The organism is Mucilaginibacter boryungensis (assembly GCF_015221995.1).
Lineage (GTDB): Bacteria > Bacteroidota > Bacteroidia > Sphingobacteriales > Sphingobacteriaceae > Mucilaginibacter > Mucilaginibacter boryungensis.
In genome coordinates, this window is the sequence record NZ_JADFFM010000001.1 from 2,623,294 (window position 1) to 2,643,172 (window position 19,879).

Here is a 19,879-nt window from a genome sequence, read left to right on the forward strand (position 1 = left end):
AATGAATGCTTTAATTGAACATATAAAAAAACAAACCACCGGCTTATCTCCGGTTGAAGCGTTGAGGCATTTAGCTGATACCTATCCCGGGGGCGTTGTTTTCTCTACAAGTTTTGGCTGGGAAGATCAGGTGATCACCCATATGATCTTCGCTAACAATATCCCCATCAAGGTATTCACACTGGAAACCGGCAGGCTCTTCCCGGAGACCTACTACGTATGGAACCGCACGCTGGAAATGTATGGCAAACCAATTCATGCTTATTATCCTGATGCGGAAAGCCTTCAGCAAATGGTAAGTGCAAAAGGGCCCAACAGCTTTTACGAATCGGTAGATAACCGTAAGGAATGCTGCCATATCCGCAAGATAGAGCCTTTGAAACGTGCCCTGGCCGGCAATCAATGCTGGATAACCGGCATCCGTGCCGAACAATCGGCCAACCGCCAGTTTATGAGCGACGTAGAATGGGACGAAGGCAATAAGCTGGTAAAGTTCCACCCTATTTACGGCTGGGACCTGGATGAGGTGAAGCAATACATCCGTGAAAACAATGTGCCTTATAACACATTGCATGACAGGGGTTTCCCGAGCATTGGCTGCGCCCCCTGTACACGCGCGGTACAACCCGGCGAGGATTTCCGTGCCGGCCGCTGGTGGTGGGAAGATCAATCCAAGAAAGAATGTGGCCTGCACAGTGCGGATGTAATTGACGAAGAAACTAAAGAATTAAAGCCTTTGTAGATAAGGACTTTCCCCTCTTGAGAGGGGAAGCACTGAACCAGCAGGCAACAAAAACTTTCATAGGGGTATGTCCTTCCGAAAGTTTACCGAAGAAAGGACATACCCCTGGCCCCTCTCAAGAGGGGAAACGCGGTTGATTATTTCCTAACGGAAGAAACTGAAAAGAATTAATATAGAGAATGAGTACAAAACCGGATTATTTAGATGAGTTGGAGGCGGAAGCTATCCATATATTAAGGGAGGTTGCCGGGCAATTTGAAAAACCGGCGCTATTGTTTTCAGGCGGTAAGGATTCTATTACACTGGTGCGCCTGGCCGAGAAAGCTTTCCGTCCGGGTAAGTTCCCGTTCCCGCTGGTACATATTGATACCGGGCATAACTTTGAAGAAACAATAAAGTACCGAGATGAGATGGTTGCCCGTATAGGCGAAAAACTGATCGTCGGTTATGTGCAAGATGATATTGATGCGGGGCGCGTGGTTGAACAAAAAGGCAAAAATGCCAGCCGCAACCAGTTGCAAACCGTTACCCTGTTAAATACCATTGCCAAACATCAGTTTGATGCCTGTATAGGCGGGGCCCGCCGTGATGAGGAAAAAGCTCGGGCCAAAGAGCGCGTATTCTCTGTTCGCGATGAATTTGGCCAGTGGAACCCCAAAAGCCAGCGCCCCGAATTATGGGATTTATACAATGGCAAAATTCACAAAGGCGAGAACGTGCGGGTATTCCCGATAAGTAACTGGACTGAGTTGGATGTGTGGAACTATATCCGCAGGGAAAACATTCCGTTACCAAGCATTTACTTCGCACACGAGCGTGATGTGATCACCCGTAATGGCCAGTTGATGGCCGCCTCTCCTTTCCTGAATATGGATGATGAGGATATAGTGCAACGCAAAAACGTACGCTTCCGCACGGTGGGCGATATGAGCTGTACCGCTGCGGTAGAATCGTACGCGTTTGAGATAGACGATATTATTAATGAAATAAGCGCCAGTAACATTAGCGAACGTGGCGCGCGTATGGACGACAAGGTAAGCGAGGCTGCCATGGAAGACCGTAAGAAAGGAGGGTATTTTTAATATGAACATGCTTAAATTTTTAACAGCCGGCAGTGTAGATGATGGTAAAAGCACCCTTATTGGTCGCCTGTTGTATGATACCGATTCTATCCTCGACGATCAATTGGAAGCCTTGCAGCGCAGTAACCGCAAAAATGATGACGGTACTATTGACCTGGCGATCCTTACCGACGGGCTTAAAGCCGAGCGTGAACAGGGTATTACCATTGATGTGGCGTATAAATACTTCCAGACCGATAAACGCAAATTTATTATAGCCGATACCCCGGGGCATATCCAATACACCCGTAATATGGTAACTGGCGCATCAAACGCGGGCCTGGCAATTATATTGATAGATGCCCGCAAAGGCGTTATCGAGCAAACCATTCGTCACTCATTCTTAGTTTCCCTTTTGGAAATACCACACGTAATTGTTTGTGTAAACAAAATGGATATGGTTGATTATGACCAGCAGGTGTTCGATAAGATAGTTGCCGATTACCGCGAAATGGCAGCTAAACTGAACCTGCATGATGTAAACTTTATCCCGGTGAGCGCCCTTAAGGGGGACAACGTAGGTTTCAAATCCGACCGGATGTTTTGGTATGAGGGTAAAAGCCTACTGGATTATCTGGAAACTGTAGAAACCCACGTAGACGAGGATGCTAACTACACCCGCATGCCGGTACAATGGGTAGTGCGTCCGCAAACTGACGAATTGCACGATTACCGTGGCTATGCCGGCAAGGTACTGAGCGGCACATTCAAACTGAATGATAGCGTTACCGTATTGCCTTCAGGGTTTACCACTACGTTAGACCGCATTGAACTGTTTGATAAACGCCCTGAAGAGGCATCGGCTGGCATGTCGGTTACTTTGCATTTGAAGGATGAGATCGATATCAGTCGCGGTGATATACTGGTTAAAAGTAACCAGCCGCCTATCGTATCCCAACTAATTGAGGCAGACCTGTGCTGGATGGATACTAAACCACTTGACCCTACACATACCTATTTAATACAGCATAACAGTAAAGTAACTCGCTGCAAAATTAGCGAGGTACTTTACAAAATGCAGATCAACACGCTGGAAAAGCTATATGACGAAGAGTTTAAGCTGAACGACATTGGCCGCATTGTGGTGAAAACCGCCGAGCCGCTGGCGTTTGATGTTTACCAGCAAAATAAAGCAAATGGCCGCGCTATTATTATTGATAGCCGCAGCAATTTAACCGTGGGCGCACTGATGTTCAGAGCTGCTGCGGAATAAACAAGCATAGTGAGCAGAGAGGCAATAGGCCTGCGTCTTTGCTAATAGTTAATACCTAAGTTGAGAAGAAAGGGCGCGCTTTGATCAGGAGCGCGTTCCTTTTTTAGACTATGCTTGAACTTGATTTTCCTGATTTAAGGAAAATAAACTACTTTTTCTTTGCTAAGGTATATTCACCCCAAAGTTCTGTTTCGGTGAAGCGATAGGAATCATCTGGTGAAATACCGGTAGGGCCATAGTCAACCCCGGATTTTTGCGGGATAGCAAAATCTCCATTTAAACGGGGCACATTTAGTTTTATATTATAACTAAAAGTGACTGGATTAGCCGATGTTAAGTCAAGGAATATTAATGGGATAGCAAATTCTACAACTGGCTCTCCCCTCCAAAAATGAATGGCTGCTTTAATATCTTTATCGTTGTAAACAGAAATAGTTGGGTCGCTTATATCTTTAATACCGACGACCTTGATCTCCTTGGCAATTTTTTCTACGCGTACATTTGTAGCCGCAGTTAATGAATCTATCTCTTTTCGATACTTTAGCGTGTCTTTCACATACCTCAACACAAGTGTCGGAGCATACATTATCGATGAAACCGTCATTCCATTTTGCGATGTAGGAAAGGTTACAGAAACGTTTTGTGGATCTTTAGTCCGTTTATCTTTTTCGATATGATGACTGATTGTAAATGTGATGCCCTCTTTCAAAATCTTAAGTCCGGCTGCCGAGCCCGAACCACGAACGGTTAAATACAGGTAGATATCATCGTTACTAACCACATAAAATATTCTGTTGGCCAGGTTATAAGCACTCAAATTTTTGTTTGTCCATTCCTTTAATTCACCGTCAACCTTCATATTTGCCGGCGATCTCATGTTAACGTTTTGTACCTGTGGTTGGGTTTGGCTAAAAGTATGGAGCAAGATACCCATGCTCAATAGCATGGTAATCGATACTTTCTTGAGTAATTTGCAATGTGTCATTATGATTTATTTGGTCATTTAGCCTATGTCTTAATAGCAAAGTCTTGGTGAACTTCAATCAAGGTCAAAACATACTCTTTAACCCATCAATAATGCTGGAGAAGAACGTGGGAAAGCTTAGGCCGTTGTGGTGATTAAAATACAAGAAGATAATAAAGATGATAGCGGCAATAATGATGAACCGTTTAAACAGGTAGCCGAGCAGGACCAGCGAAAGCGGTATAACCAGCAGCCAGCCCCAGCTCACGTGGAATGGGCTCAGCTTATCATCGTGCTTGTAAACATAATATAGCATGGCATGGGTGCCCGCATCGTTATTATGGCGCAGATAGAGGAATATCGACTTTTCTATTTTAGGGGGATAAAAGGCCACGCCTTTGTTAAAAGTCAACTCCTGTTCAAAGCCGTTCACTGCAAAAGTAAACAGGCCGTTCACATTCTGCATGGGGTTGTTTAACGAGTCGGTAGCAACTATAGCTATCTGACTTTGGCCAAAGGGGTTATCCTTAATTACAAAATGATTAATGTTTATCGTATCGGCCCAGCCAAATTGGCTCAATGCAATAAGTACAGCAATAGTCAGGTAAATACGTTTCAGCATATTGTATAGTTTAGTAACTGATGCTAATTTAAACATTTTAATGGTTTAGCAGATAAATGGAAAAATTAAGCGTTGTTGCAAAGCTTACCCAAAGCAAATAAGGCAATAATAGCCAACAAGCTATTCTGCTAAATTTACTGAAGTAATACATATTGGCCAGTATGCTTAGCCATAATAAAATGATAACCACCAGCGCCCACAATATTTGATGCTGCCCAAAAAACACAATTGACCACGAAAAATTTAACAGCAGTTGCACAAAATAAATTAGACGGGCTGTATGATAACTATCCGATTCGGCACGATGCCTCCAAACCAGGTAGGCGGCAATGGCTATCAGGATGTACAACACTGTCCACACGGGCCCAAATAATTGATTAGGCGGGTTAAATGATGGTTTGTGAAGCGTGCTATACCAGCCCGGTATTTCTTTTATAGTGAAATACGATGCTACAGCGGCTATGCCTAAAGTAATACCTAAATTGATAATAAAGGGCAAAGGTTGAAATTTGCCTTGTTGTGCCTTAGCGCTCATACGTCGTGTAACAATGGTGACTAAAGTTAGTTTTGCATATATACGCATTTGGCAAATCATGAACAATCTGCTGTTGAGTAATCCGTCTTTGTGGTTAAATAAAGCAACTCTCTGGCTGGCAAGCCATATTAAATGCTGCCTAAATAAAAAAATATATTAAAACTATAGGGAAACTTACATTTTTTCAGAATATTTGGGCAGAGCAAGTAAACTTTATCATTTTTATAATAGTTTTGTTTTTTAACTGGCGCAAATGCTTTCCAAAAAAACCAAATATGCCATTAAGGCATTAGTAATACTGGGCAAACATCGGGACAAACCGCCCCTTCAAATATCGTGGATAGCTGAACAGGAAAAGATCCCCAAAAAGTTTCTTGAGCAAATACTGCTTGATTTACGAAACGCAGGCTTTTTGTATAGTAAAAAAGGCGCGGGCGGCGGCTACAGCCTGAATAAAGATCCAAAAGATATTTACCTGGTACATGTGCTGCGCATTACTGATGGGCCAATTGCCATGGTACCCTGCGCCAGCCTGAATTTTTATCATCGCTGCGATGAATGCCACCAGGAAACCACCTGCGGTATACGCGATGTGTTTATTGATGTTCGCGACGCTACCCTGAAAATCTTAAGTGAAACCAGTATTGCCGATATCATCGATAGGGAAACTAATCTGATAAGTATCGGTTAGCTGCGATAATGCAACGGTATATGCATAGCTGGTATTCGTGCCGCAACTACCGTGTTGGTTTATTAGAATGGTAAGCCTATACCAAAATTTAGCTGCATAAAATTATAAGAGTCCCCCCGGATGGAACCATCGGGGTTACGCCCTGTGCTGTTGGCATTTATAAATGATTGTTTAAACTCGCCGGGGTGGAATAACTCATTAAAGTGTTTGATCATCACCCATTGGTCGCCGCCGTTAAACTGTGGATCTTTAAACTTAAAGGCAGCATCAAGCCTGAAAACAAAGAAAGTCAGGTCAAAGCGCAAGCCAAAGCCTACCCCAATAGCTGTCGACTGGAACAGATTGCTGAATTTAAATTGCCCGCCGGGGTTATCAGGTTCGTTATGCAAGCGCCATACATTGCCAAAATCGCTAAATAAAGCACCCTTTAGTTTCGATCCAAAGAAGTTGTCGGCTATTTTATACCGATATTCCAGGTTACCGGCAATTTTTATCTCGCCAAATTGGTCAAGGTATTTTAAACGCTGCCGTATGGTACTATCACTATACACTGCCCTGTTAAACTGTCCGGGGCCCAGCGTACGCGGCAGCCAGGCACGGTTATCGTTAGCGCCGCCGGCATAAAAATTCTTTTCAAATACCATTTGGTTGCTGTTGCCATATGGCACACCGATGCCTGGGTTAATACGAAATACGATCTGCCGTTCGCCACCAAGGTTGCGATATATCCTGTAATCTATCTCGGCTTTGGCATACTGCGAAAAGGCCGTGTTAAAAATTGTGCGCTGCCCTGCTGTATCGCGCTTGGTATTTAACGCGTTGGCAAGCAAACTAAGCGTATTGCCGGCAACGTCTAACGATCCGCGGAAATACTCGAAGCTGCCTATAGAATTCAGCATATCGGCATTTACCTGGTAGGAATACTGGCTCCCAACTGTTAATACGGTACGCCCGATTAGAAATATATACGAGTAACGGTTCTGCTTTAATAATTCCTGGCGCGCAACGGGGTCAATAGTACCTGTCGAATACTCGATATTAAGTGGCGTTAGCGAGTGCAGTTTGTGACCAGTTTCGGCGAAATCATAAGTTACCGAATTATTAAAACTCTCGCGCTGCACCAACCCTTTTTGGAAAAACAAGGCGTAGTTAGTAGAAAACGTGGTATGCGGGACACCATATTTTCCTAATATGGGCAGGTTAAAAGGAGTTATAATGCGGGGATAGGATAAATTGATACCAGCCTTAAAGTCCTGGTTTTGTATACCTGCACTGCCTGATCCATTAGCGTTATCAAACAATACGCTCCAGTTTAATTTAAGCTGTAGTATTTCGGCACGTTTAAATAAATTACGGTTGGTAAAAGTATTGCCTATGTTATAACCATAGCGGCCGCCATTAAAAATAAACTCGCCTTCCACCCGGTCGCTCATCCGCTTTAAAGGGACAATGTCAATTTTAGTATTCAGCTTGTTACTGCTGTCGGATAACTTTTGATACGTAGGGTTGGGTACATTTCGAAATACATTAAGTTCAGATAACCGCGAGGTGGTTAACGATTGTTTATCAATATCATACAATTCGCCTTTTTTCTGAAAAATGTAATAAGTTACGGCCTTGGGTTTAAAACGCTTTGAAAAATCAACAAACCTAAATTGCGAATCGACCTGTAAAGTATCGGCATGGCCCGGTGTATGCCCATAGCTGTTTGTAATGGTAATAAGCGTATTGTTGATTGTATAAACAGGGTGCGCCGATTTTCCTATGGGGTTGTGGATGATCATTTTTACATCAACCACGCTATTATTAAAGGTTGTATCGTAGTTATAATTAATGTATTGGCGATAAAAATCATAGTAACCATTCCGCCGCATTACCTGGTAAAATTCATCACGGTCATAAGCAAGGCTGTCGGTATCAAACCGGCCACCTGGTTGTATGTGCGAGAACTTCGGCCTGTTCACCCGGTAAAGTGCTTCTACCCTTTTATCCAATATACTATCCTGAAACTTCCTTACCCTAAACATCGGGCCTTCAACAGCGGTGAATATCAGCTGGGCGCGCTTGTTTTTTATAATAATGGAATCGGTAACTTTAGCTTTAAGGTAGCCTTTGTTTTGTAAAAATCTTTCTATTTGCAGGCGCGAGTATTCAACCAACGAGCTATCCAGTATTGATGGCGGTTCGCCCACATCTTTTTTGCCGTTTTTACTGAACATGTAATAAAGGTTCAGGTTTATCCAGTTATTGGGTTGCTGTTGCTTATCCACATAAGTAGGCGCAGCTTCACTAAACTCTTTATCTACACCTTTTATGGTAATTTTGCGCACCAGCGATTCATTTGGTTTTAAACGGCGCGTTAAACTGCATCCCGCAAGCAGAATAACCAATAGAATAACTAATATTGTAAAGCCTTTATGTTTTAGATCGATATATGCTTTCAAAATCCCAGATCAGTTTATTTAAATCCTTACAACATAAAAAGTTCCGCAATGTTCATGGATTATTTGTGGCCGAAGGATATAAATCCGTTACTGAGTTTATTTCCTCGGGTTACCCTGTCCAAACTGTTTACCATACGGCTGCTATTACACCAAAATTGCTGAAATTATCCGCAAAAATAAATTTTCAGGAAACTTCTTTAAATGATTTGGCTAAGATAAGCAGTTTAACCACACCGCAGGAAGTTATTGCACTAATAAAGATACCCGAGTGGCCCGCATTAAATGCCAGCCTTTTAAAAAATAAATATGCTTTGGTGCTTGATGGTGTGCAGGACCCGGGTAATATGGGTACGATCATCCGTACGGCCGACTGGTTTGGCATCAACCATATCATTTGTTCTGATGATTGTGTGGATGTTTATAACCCTAAAGTAGTGCAGGCTACCATGGGGTCGCTGGCGCGGGTAAATGTGTATTATACCGATCTGGAAACTACCATCCCTAAATTAAACATGCCGGTTTATGGCGCATTATTAAATGGCCAGAACATTTACACCATACGTTTCAATACTGAAGGACTGATAGTTATGGGGAACGAGGGTAATGGTATAAGGCCCGGTGTACAGCAACTGATAGGCACCGCCGCTACCATACCTGGCGCGGGGCAAACAGAATCGTTAAATGTAGCTATTGCTACCGCGATTTTTTGTTCGGAAGTGTTTAGAAATAGATTTTAAATTAAAATTGGCTTGCATCAAATTATTATTAACTTTGCAATCCTGAAAAATGGTCGGGTGGCCGAGTGGCTAGGCAGAGGTCTGCAAAACCTTGTACAGCGGTTCGAATCCGCTCTCGACCTCGAGGTTAACATATTATAAAGAGATTATCATGGGCGTTACACGTTTAAAAAGGAAAGACAGAAAGAACAAAACCACTTCACGTTTAGAAGTACAGTTTTTAAAATTAGCTACTAACATTGAGTTAGGTAGCCGCTCTGCTGAGTCGAAACACAGCCAGATCGCTAAAAACAATGAAGTATTAGCGAAAGCCGCTGCTGCTGCAAAGTAATTTCGGTTAAGCGAAAAAAAAATTCAAGTCCCTGCTGGCTATAGCCGGCAGGGCTTTTTGCGTTTAATAGCGCCCTGATATAACGGGGTCCCTCTCCCCCTTATAGGGTGATTTTCACACATTTTCCACTGGCGAACTTTCATAAAAATAGTGTTATTACAGTTTTTAATTATCTTTAAAAACCTTTAATCCAATCAATTATGACAGTTAAAACTAAAAACCAGGGAATTGTTAAGTATACACTACTCACATGGCTGCTGTGCGGCACGCTCGATGCGCTTTCGGCTATTGTACTTAACCCCCAGGTACCGGCGGCAGCCATCTTTAAATATATAGCAAGTGGTTTTTTTGGAAAAGCAGCGACAACAGGCGGGGTAGATATGGTGCTTTATGGTGTGTTATTTCACTACTTTATAGCTTTAATATTCACCGTTATACTTTTCAGGCTTTATCCCTTCCTCATTAATATTTTTCGAAACAAAATATTGCTGGCATTTATACTGGGGCTGCTGATATTTTTTATAATGAATTTTTTGGTGGTGCCTTATTTAAGCCATATTGTACAAAGGCCAATGAAGTTGGCCGGTGTACTTAAAAACATGTCTGCGCTGATTGTGGCTTTTGGTTTCCCAATAGTATTTATTGCCAATAAATATTATGGAGACTGAGATTAGTGATAGAGATTAGTTTTAAAATAAAATAGCGATAGGTTAAAAAACCTATCGCTATTTTTATATCACAGAAATACCTAATCTTTGATTAACTGATCTCCAATCACTGACCTATTGTCCCTGCGCTAAAGTATACCCAATTTTACCCCCAAAGTTCATCAGGAATTCAACCGAGCAAATTTTCACTTCTTCGGACAAATCAGCTGCTATATGCAGTAGTTCTTTCTGTTTAATTTGCCTGCCAGCTTTTTTCTCGAATCGGATACGGTATTCGTTCACCAGTTCGGTATAAATAGAGCCGGTTGGCCATACTTGTGTACCACGGTTGGATATCATCACCAGATCGAAGTTATCGTTAAAGCGGAGGCACTTTTTGGCTAATTCAGCCAATTCATCGGGTTGAACGTTTGACTCTACAAACACATCCACCCCAATCATTTCTTCCACGACACCTTTGGTGGCGGTCAGTTTATTTTTGATCAGGTTTGCACGTATATCTTCGCTTACTTCAAAACTGGTATCCTCAAATACGCCGCCATCAGCTGGTACTTTACCCAGATTAGCGATGATCGCGTCAGCAAATTCATTAGTATTAGAGGCAGGGATAGATCTGTCGCCAAAATCGCCGGTGTGTACACCTTGTTCTAAAGTGTAAAGCAATGCGTTTTCAATAGCCGCAGCGTTTGATGCATAGCCTAAATAACGCAACATTGATATACCTGACAATAATAACGCTGTCGGGTTGGCAATCCCTTTGCCTGCAATATCGGGCGCGGTACCGTGTACAGCTTCAAAAATAGATATGTTATCGCCAATGTTAGCAGATGGCGCGAAACCTAAACCGCCAACCAAACCGGCGCAAAGATCGGATACGATATCGCCCTGCAGATTGGTCAATACAATGGCCTGAAAAGTTTCAGGGCGCGATACCAGCTTCATACACAGGTCATCTACAATAATATCATTGGCTTCAATCTCCGGATATTCCTTTGCAATCTCCTGGAAAACTTCCAGGAACATACCATCGGTCAGTTTCATGATATTGGCTTTGTGCGCGCAGGTTAGTTTGGTATAACCCTTACGTTTAGCCATCTCAAAAGCATAACGGATCACCTGTGCCGAACCCGGACGGGTAATAATACGGCGGCCAACGGCCACATCATAAGTTAACAAGTGTTCAATGCCACCGTAGGTATCTTCAATATTCTCGCGAATGATGGTTAAATTGATAGGTATCCCTGCTTTGCTGAAAACTGTATTTACACCATTCAGGGTACGGAAGTCGCGCTGGTTAGCATAAGTATTCCACACCTTACGGGCAGTAACATTTATACTTTTCACGCCCTTGCCTTTTGGGGTTTCCATAGGGCCCTTAAACAATAAGCCTAAAGTTTCAATGGTTTCTTTAGCCTGGGCAGTCATCCCTGTTGAGTGGCCAGCATCGAAATAGGATTTACCCATTTCAACAAATTCATATTCCAGTTTAACGTTGTTGGCTTTAAATATGCGGAGAACGGCGTCCATTATTTCCGGGCCGATACCGTCACCCTTAGCTACCGCTATTTTAGTTTTCATTCAGTATAATATATATGATGTAAATACTATGCAAACATACAATTTTTAGGCTGATTTAAAGCTATTTGGACACAATTAAGGCCAAATTATTAAAATAAAACAATACCGTTACAATAATGTGTATTAATTACACTAACAAAAGCCCGTTAGCTGATTTAAACATAATACTTTTAGGCTTTTTAAAAGATTTGGGCTAAACTTGCAGTATCAACAATGAAAGCATTTTACGGAGACCTTAAACTTGGCATTTTAGGCGGCGGTCAACTTGGGCGCATGCTGATACAGCAGGCTATAAATTACAATGTAACCATTAAAGTTTTAGACCCCGACCCCCAAGCCCCCTGTCGCAAACTTTGCGATGAATTTACCACAGGATCGTTGGGCGATTATGAAACAGTTTATAATTTCGGTAAAACGGTAGACCTGTTGACCATCGAGATTGAAAAGGTTAATGTAGACGCGCTGGAGCAATTAGAAAAAGAAGGGGTATTAGTTTACCCGCAGCCACGGATCATTCGCCTGATACAGGATAAGGGCCTGCAAAAACAGTTCTTTAAAGAGAATGATATCCCAACAGCCGATTTCCAGATCGTAAACTCGCTGGAGCAGTTAAAACAAAGCCCTATCCCCTTTCCATATATTCAAAAACTGCGCCGCGACGGCTATGATGGTAAAGGTGTTTACAAAGTTATTGACGAGACCTATTTAGATAAAGCCTTTACCGAACCCAGTTTGGTGGAACGCTGGATAGATTTTGAAAAAGAAATAGCCGTTATAGTTGCCCGAAATGAAAATGGCGATGTAAAATGTTTCCCCATGGTGGAAATGGAATTTAACCCCGAAGCAAATTTGGTAGAATTCCTGATAGCGCCATCTACCCTACCTTTTGAAATTCACCAGGAAGCCGAAAGCATAGCCAAACACATTGCCGAAAGCTTAAAGATTGTGGGCCTGTTAGCGGTTGAAATGTTTTTAGATAAGCATGGCCGTGTGCTGGTAAATGAGCTTGCGCCACGTCCGCACAATAGCGGCCATCAAACTATTGAGGGAAATACTGTATCGCAATTTGAACAGCATTTGCGCGCGATATTTAACCAACCATTAGGTAATACCGATTGCCTGAACAACGCCATTATGGTAAACGTATTAGGCGAAGCAGGTTACGAAGGCCCGGCAATATATCAGGGTATTGAAAAAGTGTTAAACCAACCCGGTGTTTATATCCATTTGTATGGCAAAGCCCTAACCAAGCCATTCCGCAAAATGGGGCATGTTACTATTGTGGATGCAGACAGGGAAAAGGCTATTGAAAAAGCGAGATTTGTACAAGATACTTTAAAAGTGATAAGTTAGTTATTACCATAACGTCATTGCGAGGAACGAAGCAATCTCCAGACTGCAAAGTTTGCTCTGCTTTTTAAGAGATTGCTTCGTTCCTCGCAATGACGAAAATATATTAAACTATGAACCAACCTAAAGTAGGCATCATTATGGGCAGCAAATCAGACCTGCCGGTGATGCAGGACGCTGCCGATGTTTTAAAAGAATTAGGCGTCGAATTTGAGATCACCGTGGTATCGGCACACCGTACGCCCGACCTGATGTTCAGCTATGCCCGATCGGCTGCCGACCGTGGCCTTAAAGTGATTATTGCAGGTGCCGGCGGTGCTGCGCATTTACCCGGCATGGTTGCTTCATTAACCCACCTGCCGGTTATTGGGGTACCTGTAAAATCAAGCAATTCAATTGATGGCTGGGATTCTGTTTTATCTATCCTGCAAATGCCTAATGGGATCCCGGTGGCTACAGTAGCTTTAAATGCTGCTAAAAACGCAGGCATTCTGGCCGCGCAGATCTTATCAACTGCCGACGAGGTTGTAGTGCATAACCTGATAAAATTCAAGGATGAACTTAAACAAAAAGTTGAAGCTTCTGCAAGAGAAATGCGCGATGAAGGCCTGGCTGGATAATAGCTTCTAAATTTTCGCTAATCCATCAATCAAAGGCTACAGTTTCCGGCCCCGATATTTTTGTCACATGGCAATTGCAGCCACCCGCCAACCTTACCGTCACTATTTTTGTTTGATTTGTTGCCGGATTTGTTGCTGATATCAGGATGTCATCTCCGTCTGTTGATAATTGTTGCTTTACACTGTCGTTCGCTACTACATAATATCCAGTCATCAGCAGGCCGGTTTGCATGTTTGGCATGGCCAGGTGTGTACGTTGGTTTATGGCACTAAAATTTTGTACTGTAATTGGGTTACCCGCCTTATCGGTATAGTGAATACCAAAAGTAACAAAAACTTCGGTGCATGCCTGCGGTTCACAACCGGGTGTTGCCGATTCATGATTACACGAGAAAAAGCATGCTACTAATAATAAACCAGCTAATATCTTAAGCATAATCGTATGTGTTTTATATAATTACGCAAGACAAACCTAATTTGCTACAATTATGTCCGGTTAATGTGAAGGGTGTCTGATTTCTCTGCTTCTGCAAACTGGTTGCTACAGATTAGTTTAGCGTTGGATTTTCGGGAAAATTAGCAATATGGGCATAACGCTGGCCTAAACCAATTACTACTTCGCGCCATAGGTTATGTTCGGCATCGGCAAAAATGGTATCCACATTAAATTGATTGGCCACTATCCAGGTGTCTTCTTGTAATTCATCCTCTAACTGCCCGGCTGACCAGCCTGAATATCCGGTAAAAAACTTAATCTCGTCGGTGGTTAACTGATAATTATTGATCAGGGTTTTCACCATTTCAAAATCTCCGCCCCAGTATATACCATTCCAAATCTCTAATCCGCCCGCTATCTTATCCGGACAACGATGAATAAAGTGCAGGGTATCTTCGGCAACTGGCCCACCATGATAAACAGGGATCTCCGAGTAGGAAACATCCGGCAATAAATCGCCAAGCAGGTTATCGCTTTGATGGTTCAATACAAAACCAACAGCGCCTTCTTCATGGTATTCGGTTAACAAAATTACCGAACGTTTAAAATTAGGATCCATCATAAATGGTTCCGATATCAATAGTCTGCCAACAGCTGCAGGGATAGAGTTTAACATAATTCAAAATAAACACCCAAAATAGATAATCGTTTGCAAAAACTAAAATGCTTGCATTTGATATACGGTATAATTAATTTGTAAGTTTGCAGTAATGAAAAATGAGGAACTACAAAATTTAAGGCAGGATTATAGCGCAGCCACACTTACCGAAAAAGAAGTAAGGCAAGACCCTATTAATCAATTTGATAAGTGGTTTAATGATGCTATAGCAGCCAACGTAAACGAACCGAATGCCATGACACTGGCTACAGCAACTATCAATGGCCACCCATCGGCAAGGATAGTTTTGTTGAAAGGCTTCAATAAGGAAGGCTTTATGTTTTATACTAATTACCTGAGCCGCAAGGGTAAAGAAATAGCAAAGAACCCTTTGGCATCAACCGTTTTCTTTTGGCCTGAATTAGAGCGCCAGGTACGTATTGAAGGGACGATTGAAAAGTTAAGCCGGGAAGAAAGCGAAGCATATTTCCATAGCCGCCCAAAAGCAAGTCAGCTGGGCGCCCTCGTTTCTGCACAAAGCCAGGAAATTGCCGGCCGCAAGGTACTGGAAGAAAAAATGGTTGAACTGGAAGCAGCATATGCCGATAAAGATGTGCCTAAGCCATCGTACTGGGGTGGCTATATCTTAAAACCCCGCCTGGTTGAATTTTGGCAGGGGCGCAGCAGTCGCCTGCACGACCGTATAGTTTATAAAAAGATTGATAATAAAAACTGGAAGATAGTTCGCCTTGCACCATGATGCTTGCTGAAATAAAACAATTACTGATAGCTAAATTTGGTGAACAGGTGATTACCGGCGAGGAATTAATCGGCCTGCAGCCTGCCCTGCTCATCAATCCTGATGATATTGTTAAGGTTTGCCTTGAACTAAGGGATAACCCTGCCACTTATTTTGATTTTCTTAGCTGTCTTTCGGGGGTTGATTACGGAGTGGAAGCGGGCCGTTTTGGTGTGGTCTATCATTTAACGTCCATCCCTTACCAAACGCAATTGGTTTTAAAAGTAAGCCGCGAACATGATCGTACGGGCGAAGCATTGCCCCATTTCCCAAGTATAACTACGGTATACAAAGCTGCCGATTGGCACGAACGCGAGGCTTACGATATGTATGGTATCTATTTTGAAGGCCACCCAGATATGCGCCGGTTGCTTATGCCGGACGATTGGGAGGGTTTCCCATTGCGTAAGGATTATAAAAACGCAGAATATTACAAAGGCATTAAAATAGATTGATTAATAATTGATAAACCCGGCCCTACCATCTACCATGTCAAACACCACTTTACCATTATATACAGAAGCTTTAGAGCGCTATAACCAAAAAATAGCCCACGCCGCTACCGAAGATATGGTGCTGAACATGGGCCCGCAGCACCCATCTACCCATGGTGTTTTACGACTGGAACTGATTACCGACGGCGAGATTGTGAAAGAGGTGATCCCGCACATTGGGTACCTGCACCGCTGCTTTGAGAAACACGCCGAATCGCTTACCTATCAGCAGACTATCCCGTTTACCGACCGTATGGATTACCTGGCCAGCATGAACAACAGCCATGCCTGGGTAATGGGCGTTGAACGGATGCTGGGTATTGAAAAAGATATCCCCAAACGCGTAGAGTATATCCGTGTGCTGGTATGCGAAATGAACCGTATAGCTTCGCACCTGATAGCCATTGGCACTTACGGCATTGATATTGGCGCCTTTACCCCTTTCCTGTGGTGTTTCCGCGACAGGGAACATATTATGGGGATGCTGGAGTGGGCGTCAGGTTCGCGGATGTTGTATAATTATATTTGGGTGGGCGGCTTGTTTTACGATTTGCCTGTGGGGTTTGAAGAGCGTTGCCGCGAGTTTGTAGATTATTTCAAGCCCAAAATGGTCGAGCTAAACGGTTTGCTAACCGATAACCAGGTATTTATTAACCGCACAGCAAACGTAGGCATACTACCGCTTGATGTAGCCATTAATTATGGTTGCAGCGGCCCTATGCTGCGCGGATCGGGCCTGAAGTGGGATTTGCGTCGTATTGATAATTATTCTGCCTATCCTGAACTTGATTTTGAGATACCTGTTGGCACCGGCTTAATGGGGACAGTGGGCGACTGCTGGGACAGGTATAAAGTGCGGGTAGATGAAATTGAGGAATCGTTAAAGATAATCGAACAATGCCTTGACCGCCTGCAAAAGGAATTAAAACGCACGCCTGAGTTTGATCCGAGGGCAAAACTACCTAAAAAGATCATCCCAAAAGCGCAGGACTTTTACATGCGTGCCGAGAGCAGTAAAGGCGAATTAGGCTTTTATTTTATAGCCGATGGACGTACGGAAATTCCATTCCGCGTTAAATCGCGCGGGCCAAGTTTCAGCAACCTTTCGGTACTGCCCGCAATGGCTAAAAATGTAATGATCGCAGACCTGATAGCAATTGTAGGTTCAATTGATTTTGTATTAGGTGAGGTGGATAGGTAAAGTAATAGTTGAACAAAACAATTTCCACTACGTCATAGCGAGCGCCAGCGTGGCTATCCCCAATATAAAGGTCCGTTAGATATTTAAACCCAGGATATGTCAATTCAAAAAGGCGGCCACGTTTACATTACAACTAATAAAACACATTCCGTTTTATACATTGGTGTGACATCGAATCTGATCAATAGAATTTGGGAGCACAAGAACAAAGTGCACCCCAAAAGCTTTACGTCAAAATACAATTGTGATATTTTAGTTTATTATAATTTCTATCCACTTATTGAAGAAGCAATATCTATAGAAAAATCGTTAAAGGACAGGAGCAGGAAATATAAAATTGATTTAATAAATGGACTTAATCCTGAATGGCGAGATTTGTATAACGACTTAACGTCTGAATAATTTATATTCTGCTCTGCCTACCGGGGATAGCCACGCTATCGCTCGCTATGACGGGTGGCAAAGTTAATTCAAATGAAAATAAACGGGTATGGTTAAAACCATATTCACACTCTTTCCATCCTGCTTTGCGGGTGTCCAGGCAGGCATAGTTTTTATCAGCCGCAGGGTTTCAGCCTCGAATAGCTTATTACTGCTTTGCACAATCTTTACATCTTTGGGTAAGCCTGTTTTCCAGTCTATCATAAAACTGACAAATACCTGTGCCGACAGGTCTTCTTTGCGTGCTTGTTCGGGGTAAATAATGTGACTCTGCATATAATCGTACAAAGCACCGGCGCCGCCTTTAAATTCAGGTATCTGCTGCACATATTTTTGTGTTTTAGCAAATTTGGCCATATCCTCAATAAATTCATCGCGTGCCGGGTCATTTGCTATCTGGGCCCGGGTAGTGGTTACACCGGCTATGGCAAATAATAACAGGAAAAAATATTTTCTCATCTAAATTCAATAATTCATAAACATAAAAAAAGAGACGCAATTTTTTTACGTCTCTTACTGGTATACTTTAAGGAGTTTCCTTAATATACTTTTACCATAAACACGTAGTTCTGCAGCTTTTTATATTGCTGCACACGGTTTAAGCCTGCTAATGTATTCTTATTATTCAGGCTTAATTTACCACTTAACGAATCAAGGGGTACATTTTGTATAGCCTTGTATAAATATCCTGCTTTCTTAGCATACGAGGCACCTTCGGTTTGTGTTTGCCTGCCCGATACAATACCTATGATACTGCCCTTGCTGTTAATTAAAGGCCCCCCGCTATTACCGGGGTTAACGGGGATTGATACCCGGTATTCGCTTGAATCGCTTTTGTAGCCATTAACTGAACTAACATACCCCCTGTCAAATACAGGTGAATCACCTTCAGAATAGCCTACAGCATATACTTCTTCGCCAACATCACTCTTAGCCCTGCGGAAGTTATATGGTAATGCCGGCAGGTTTTCAAACGAGTCATCATCTATTTTCAAAATGGCAATATCGTATTGTGGAGCGGTGTACACTAACTTGGCACGGTATGAATCGCCGGCAGCGTTTTGTACATATAAAGAATCGAACTTGCCGCTAACCACATGGTAGTTGGTAACAATATAACCATTGCTTGATAAGGCAAACCCCGACCCTTTATAATTACCCGGGCTTAATAATTTCTTCTTATTATGTATCTCGCTGGCTAACGCAGTAGTTTTAGTACTTAACTGATGCGTTGACTGTTCAATATGATCAAGCTTTGTTTTAAGCTCCTGATAATGAGGTTGGTTTATATTGGAGAAATATCCGGTAAAGAACATCGTAGTCAGCACCGCAAAAATAGCTACCGATGCGGCAACTGATATTTTAGAGTGATGGTTACGCCATAGCTGCACTATCCATGATGGGTGTACCGTCATTTCCTCAACCAGCGTATGCACATCTATCTCATCATGGATGGCGTTAAGTTTGCGCTCCAGTTCTAAACGTTCGCGGTACTGCTTAAGCAGGCCGGCAAAATGCAGGTGCTCGGCTATTTTGCTGTCAATATCAGCATTTTCTTTGCGCAATTGGTCAAAGTGGGCGCGTTCTTCGCTGCCCATTTCACCATTTAAATAGCGCTCAATTGCTTCTGTTAACTGGTAAGTACTCATTTCTTTTTTCCTTTACTTCTGCTGAAAAAACAATTTCTTCAACCTTTGCAGGCATTTATATTTTTGAGTTTTGGCATTATCCGCATTGGTGTAACCAAACTTCTCGCAGATCTCCTGCATCGATCTGTCATTAATATAAAAGTCTTCGATAATTGTTTTACAAGGTTCGCCTAATAATTTAAGCGAGCTTTCCATTTTACCGAATTGTATATCGCGGTCGCTGTGCAGGTCAACATCCTCCTCAACAGGTAAATGCTCCTGAAAATCCCTGATATCCCCTCCGTACCGGTTCATTTGGCTTAAGCGTTTAAGCCATAAGCGCCTGCATACAGAGTAGATAAAGGTTTTCAGCTTGCTACTCAGCTCAAATTCGCCGCCTTTAACTTTGTTATAAAGAACTATAATAGCCTCCTGATAAATATCTTTGGCATCATCCTGGGTACCGCTATTGTTAATTATTAATTGCAATACCATTGGAAAGTAAGCGAGATACAATCTTTTCAATACCGTTTCCGAATTATTGAGTATGCCCAATATCACTTCATTATCGGTTGGCACACTGTTGTTCATCTCTTTACTCACTAC

The 19,879-nt window shown here is 42.6% G+C and carries 23 protein-coding genes and 1 tRNA gene; 14 read left to right on the forward strand and 10 right to left on the reverse strand.

All coding sequences use genetic code 11. The features are described 5' to 3' along the window. The first annotated feature begins 1 nt into the window (after position 1). The 3 genes from IRJ18_RS11035 to IRJ18_RS11045 all read left to right on the forward strand — a co-directional run bounded on the left by IRJ18_RS11035 (position 2) and on the right by IRJ18_RS11045 (position 3,076). On the forward strand, positions 2–742 hold the full coding sequence (locus IRJ18_RS11035; protein WP_194106259.1) for a phosphoadenylyl-sulfate reductase: 741 nt from the start codon (positions 2–4) through the stop codon (positions 740–742). Positions 743–921: 179 nt separating this feature from the next. Further along, on the forward strand, positions 922–1,824 hold the full coding sequence (gene cysD / locus IRJ18_RS11040) for a sulfate adenylyltransferase subunit CysD (RefSeq protein WP_194106260.1): 903 nt from the start codon (positions 922–924) through the stop codon (positions 1,822–1,824). 1 nt (position 1,825) lies between these two features. Continuing rightward, positions 1,826–3,076 carry a sulfate adenylyltransferase subunit 1 gene (locus tag IRJ18_RS11045; protein WP_194106261.1) on the forward strand — a complete coding sequence of 417 codons (1,251 nt, stop codon included), beginning with the start codon at positions 1,826–1,828 and terminating at the stop codon, positions 3,074–3,076. 148 nt (positions 3,077–3,224) lie between these two features. Here IRJ18_RS11045 and IRJ18_RS11050 read toward each other — a convergent pair whose 3' ends face one another. From IRJ18_RS11050 to IRJ18_RS11060, 3 genes are all read right to left on the reverse strand, one after another. Then, complete coding sequence (locus IRJ18_RS11050) at positions 3,225–4,010, reverse strand: hypothetical protein (RefSeq protein WP_194106262.1); 786 nt, start codon at positions 4,008–4,010, stop codon at positions 3,225–3,227. 115 nt (positions 4,011–4,125) lie between these two features. Then, the gene (locus IRJ18_RS11055) at positions 4,126–4,698 is read right to left on the reverse strand and encodes a hypothetical protein (RefSeq protein ID WP_194106263.1); all 573 of its coding nucleotides are present in this window, start codon (positions 4,696–4,698) and stop codon (positions 4,126–4,128) included. Position 4,699: 1 nt separating this feature from the next. Beyond that, entirely contained in the window at positions 4,700–5,245 is a 546-nt protein-coding gene (locus IRJ18_RS11060) for a TspO/MBR family protein (RefSeq protein WP_228072698.1), read from the reverse strand. A gap of 205 nt (positions 5,246–5,450) precedes the next feature. On the opposite strand from IRJ18_RS11060, the gene IRJ18_RS11065 reads away from it, so the two are divergent. Then, positions 5,451–5,888 (forward strand): RrF2 family transcriptional regulator, encoded by a 438-nt coding sequence (locus IRJ18_RS11065; protein WP_194106264.1) that lies wholly within the window; start codon positions 5,451–5,453, stop codon positions 5,886–5,888. Between the two features lie 62 nt (positions 5,889–5,950). Here IRJ18_RS11065 and tamL read toward each other — a convergent pair whose 3' ends face one another. Next, entirely contained in the window at positions 5,951–8,332 is a 2,382-nt protein-coding gene (gene tamL, locus IRJ18_RS11070) for a translocation and assembly module lipoprotein TamL (RefSeq protein WP_194106265.1), read from the reverse strand. Here tamL and IRJ18_RS11075 point away from each other — a divergent pair. From IRJ18_RS11075 to IRJ18_RS11090, 4 genes are all read left to right on the forward strand, one after another. Then, positions 8,323–9,069: a TrmH family RNA methyltransferase gene (locus IRJ18_RS11075; RefSeq protein ID WP_194106266.1), complete on the forward strand. Its 747-nt coding sequence runs from the start codon at positions 8,323–8,325 to the stop codon at positions 9,067–9,069. The two genes, tamL and IRJ18_RS11075, sit on opposite strands and share 10 nt — an antisense overlap. Before the next feature lie 51 nt (positions 9,070–9,120). Further along, positions 9,121–9,191: transfer RNA gene (locus IRJ18_RS11080), tRNA-Cys, on the forward strand. A 29-nt stretch (positions 9,192–9,220) separates the two neighbouring features. After that, positions 9,221–9,400, forward strand: coding sequence for a spore protein (locus tag IRJ18_RS11085; RefSeq protein ID WP_194106267.1), 180 nt, complete (start codon positions 9,221–9,223; stop codon positions 9,398–9,400). Between the two features lie 200 nt (positions 9,401–9,600). Beyond that, a complete protein-coding gene (locus IRJ18_RS11090; protein WP_194106268.1) occupies positions 9,601–10,068 on the forward strand; it encodes a hypothetical protein in 468 nt (155 codons plus the stop codon). Positions 10,069–10,182: 114 nt separating this feature from the next. On the opposite strand, the gene IRJ18_RS11095 is transcribed toward IRJ18_RS11090, so the two are convergent. After that, positions 10,183–11,646, reverse strand: a complete 1,464-nt coding sequence (locus tag IRJ18_RS11095) for an NADP-dependent isocitrate dehydrogenase (RefSeq protein WP_194106269.1) — start codon at positions 11,644–11,646, stop codon at positions 10,183–10,185. Between the two features lie 213 nt (positions 11,647–11,859). On the opposite strand from IRJ18_RS11095, the gene IRJ18_RS11100 reads away from it, so the two are divergent. Continuing rightward, entirely contained in the window at positions 11,860–12,999 is a 1,140-nt protein-coding gene (locus tag IRJ18_RS11100; protein WP_194106270.1) for a 5-(carboxyamino)imidazole ribonucleotide synthase, read from the forward strand. A 110-nt stretch (positions 13,000–13,109) separates the two neighbouring features. After that, positions 13,110–13,616 carry a 5-(carboxyamino)imidazole ribonucleotide mutase gene (gene purE, locus IRJ18_RS11105; protein ID WP_194106271.1) on the forward strand — a complete coding sequence of 169 codons (507 nt, stop codon included), beginning with the start codon at positions 13,110–13,112 and terminating at the stop codon, positions 13,614–13,616. 25 nt (positions 13,617–13,641) lie between these two features. Here the strand turns inward: purE and IRJ18_RS11110 are convergent, their stop codons facing one another. Together IRJ18_RS11110 and IRJ18_RS11115 are read right to left on the reverse strand one after the other, a co-directional pair. Continuing rightward, a complete protein-coding gene (locus IRJ18_RS11110; RefSeq protein WP_194106272.1) occupies positions 13,642–14,052 on the reverse strand; it encodes a hypothetical protein in 411 nt (136 codons plus the stop codon). A gap of 112 nt (positions 14,053–14,164) precedes the next feature. Then, the gene (locus IRJ18_RS11115) at positions 14,165–14,728 is read right to left on the reverse strand and encodes a YqgE/AlgH family protein (protein WP_194106273.1); all 564 of its coding nucleotides are present in this window, start codon (positions 14,726–14,728) and stop codon (positions 14,165–14,167) included. A gap of 94 nt (positions 14,729–14,822) precedes the next feature. Between IRJ18_RS11115 and pdxH the strand changes: the two genes are divergently transcribed. From pdxH to IRJ18_RS11135, 4 genes are all read left to right on the forward strand, one after another. Then, entirely contained in the window at positions 14,823–15,470 is a 648-nt protein-coding gene (gene pdxH, locus IRJ18_RS11120; RefSeq protein WP_194106274.1) for a pyridoxamine 5'-phosphate oxidase, read from the forward strand. Next, a complete protein-coding gene (locus IRJ18_RS11125) occupies positions 15,467–15,964 on the forward strand; it encodes an NADH-quinone oxidoreductase subunit C (RefSeq protein ID WP_194106275.1) in 498 nt (165 codons plus the stop codon). Before pdxH ends, IRJ18_RS11125 begins: the two co-directional genes overlap by 4 nt. A gap of 34 nt (positions 15,965–15,998) precedes the next feature. Then, positions 15,999–17,204 (forward strand): NADH-quinone oxidoreductase subunit D, encoded by a 1,206-nt coding sequence (locus tag IRJ18_RS11130; RefSeq protein WP_194106276.1) that lies wholly within the window; start codon positions 15,999–16,001, stop codon positions 17,202–17,204. 96 nt (positions 17,205–17,300) lie between these two features. Then, the gene (locus IRJ18_RS11135; protein ID WP_228072700.1) at positions 17,301–17,606 is read left to right on the forward strand and encodes a GIY-YIG nuclease family protein; all 306 of its coding nucleotides are present in this window, start codon (positions 17,301–17,303) and stop codon (positions 17,604–17,606) included. A 63-nt stretch (positions 17,607–17,669) separates the two neighbouring features. Here IRJ18_RS11135 and IRJ18_RS11140 read toward each other — a convergent pair whose 3' ends face one another. From IRJ18_RS11140 to IRJ18_RS11150, 3 genes are all read right to left on the reverse strand, one after another. After that, positions 17,670–18,104: an energy transducer TonB gene (locus IRJ18_RS11140; RefSeq protein WP_194106277.1), complete on the reverse strand. Its 435-nt coding sequence runs from the start codon at positions 18,102–18,104 to the stop codon at positions 17,670–17,672. 80 nt (positions 18,105–18,184) lie between these two features. Beyond that, on the reverse strand, positions 18,185–19,294 hold the full coding sequence (locus IRJ18_RS11145) for a S1C family serine protease (protein ID WP_194106278.1): 1,110 nt from the start codon (positions 19,292–19,294) through the stop codon (positions 18,185–18,187). 12 nt (positions 19,295–19,306) lie between these two features. Next, complete coding sequence (locus IRJ18_RS11150) at positions 19,307–19,876, reverse strand: RNA polymerase sigma factor (RefSeq protein WP_317174071.1); 570 nt, start codon at positions 19,874–19,876, stop codon at positions 19,307–19,309. Positions 19,877–19,879: the final 3 nt, after the last annotated feature.